Below are 1,847 nucleotides of genomic sequence, written 5' to 3' on the forward strand. Positions count from 1 at the left end.
CGTACTTCTTCCGCTTCTCTGGCATCGTGCTCCTCATTATCGATGCCTCTACGGTTCGGGGGGAACCTCACACCGACACATCAAACGACACCGGCGTCTTCCACAACACCACATCATCACCAGACACCCCGAACAACGACTGCATCCACCCCAACCGATTCACCACCGCCCCATGCGACACCGTCACCCCCTTCGGACGACCCGTCGACCCAGACGTGAACAACGTGTACACACCCACCAACGGCGACAACACCCCCACCTCATCCACCACCTCACCCAACCTGAATCACCCCAGGTTTGATGCCGCTTCCTTCTGAGTCAGGAAGGATGGGCACATGCCTAAGAAAATCGATCCGGAGGTCCGTTCGAGGGCCTTGCGGTTGCTGGAGGCCCACGGCGGCGAGTACACGTCGTTGACTGCCGCGGCCGAAGCGATCGCCAAGCAGGTCGGTGTCGGCGGGGAGACGGTACGTCGATGGGCCGTACAAGCCCAGATCGATGCCGGCGCCCGCTCCGGGACCACTACGAAGGAGTCCGCCGAGATCAAGCGCCTCAAGGCCGAGAACAAGCAGTTACGAGAAGACGTTGCCATTCTGAAAGCAGCGACAACTTTCTTCGCGGGGGAACTCGACCCCCGCAACCGATGATCGTGGCGTTCATAGATCAGATGCGCGCCAACGGGTTTGCGGTCGAGTCGATCTGCCGGGTCCTGCGTGGGCAGGGCTGCCAGATTGCCGCACGAACCTACCGGGCATGGCGATCACGCACGCCTGCCGCACGGACGGTCTCTGATGCCCACGTCGTCGATGCGGTGCGCACTGTCGTCTGGCGCACCGGTGACGACGGCCGGCGGAAGATGACTCCCGAGGGCCTCTACGGGCGGGTGAAGATGCGCGCCCATCTGCATCGCACAACTCTGCCTGGGGTGTCCTATGGTGCCGTTGATCGAGCGATGAAAGTGTTAGGCCACCAAGGAATTCGACGGTCGAAGGGAGTCCGAACGACCGTCAGATCCGCTGATGGTGTCCGCGCGGAGGATCTGTTGAACCGACAGTTCAGTGCTGCCGAACCGAACCGGGTTTGGGTGACCGATTTCACCTACTGCCGGACCTGGGCTGGGTGGGTGTATGTGGTGTTCATCATCGACGTGTTCTCCCGTCGAATCGTGGCATGGCATGCCTCGACATCGAAGTCGGTGGAGTTGGTGACAGTCCCGCTTCGGATGGCACTGTGGCAGCGCAATCGGGAAGGGCATCCGGTGAAAGCTGCTGAGCTTATTCATCATTCGGATGCCGGAAGTCAGTACACATCGGTTACACTGACTGAGCGTCTGCGACTCGAAGACATCGCAGCGTCGATCGGATCGGTCGGGGACGCCTACGACAACGCGCTGGCCGAGTCGGTGAACGGCTTGTACAAGACCGAGTGCATCCGGACCACGATCTTCCACTCCGGCCCGTACCGGACGATCTCCGACGTCGAGTTCGCGACCGCTGGTTGGGTCGACTGGTACAACAACAGCAGGTTGCACTCGAGTATTGGCCAGATTCCCCCGACCGAGTTCGAAACGCTCCACTACGCTGGCCTCGGCCCCGAGGACCAGCCCACATTGGAGGCGGCACAAAACCTGGGGTGATTCATCCTGATCATCGACGACTTCGCACTCAGAGCGCTCGACGCGACCGAAACCAACGACTTCTACGAACTCATCGTCGAACGCCACCAGCAGACCAAGACCACCATCGTCACATCCAACCGAGAACCCGCCGAATGGCTCACCATGACCGCCGACGCGCTACTGGCCCAATCGGCCATCGACCGACTCACCTCACGCGCGCACACCCTCG

Annotated in this window: 2 protein-coding genes, 1 pseudogene and 1 other annotated feature; all 3 genes and pseudogenes read left to right on the forward strand. The window is 61.2% G+C overall.

Annotation, left to right across the window (positions count from 1 at the left end; all coding sequences use genetic code 11):
• On the forward strand, positions 1–317 hold a 317-nt coding region (locus BPODLACK_RS23750), incomplete at its 5' end, for a hypothetical protein (RefSeq protein WP_236577769.1).
• Between the two features lie 18 nt (positions 318–335).
• Positions 336–1,636 (forward strand): IS3 family transposase gene (locus BPODLACK_RS23225; RefSeq protein WP_159406341.1). Its coding sequence is split into 2 segments (ribosomal slippage): positions 336–609 and positions 609–1,636, totalling 1,302 coding nucleotides; the frame shifts between segments, so codons are not numbered across the junction.
• Positions 608–739, forward strand: a sequence feature (AL1L pseudoknot). (Overlaps the previous gene by 132 nt.)
• A 3-nt stretch (positions 1,637–1,639) precedes the next feature.
• Positions 1,640–1,847 (forward strand): annotated as a pseudogene (locus BPODLACK_RS23230) (ATP-binding protein); the annotation flags it as partial.

The organism is Gordonia sp. YY1, from assembly GCF_009872315.1.
GTDB lineage: Bacteria > Actinomycetota > Actinomycetes > Mycobacteriales > Mycobacteriaceae > Gordonia > Gordonia amicalis.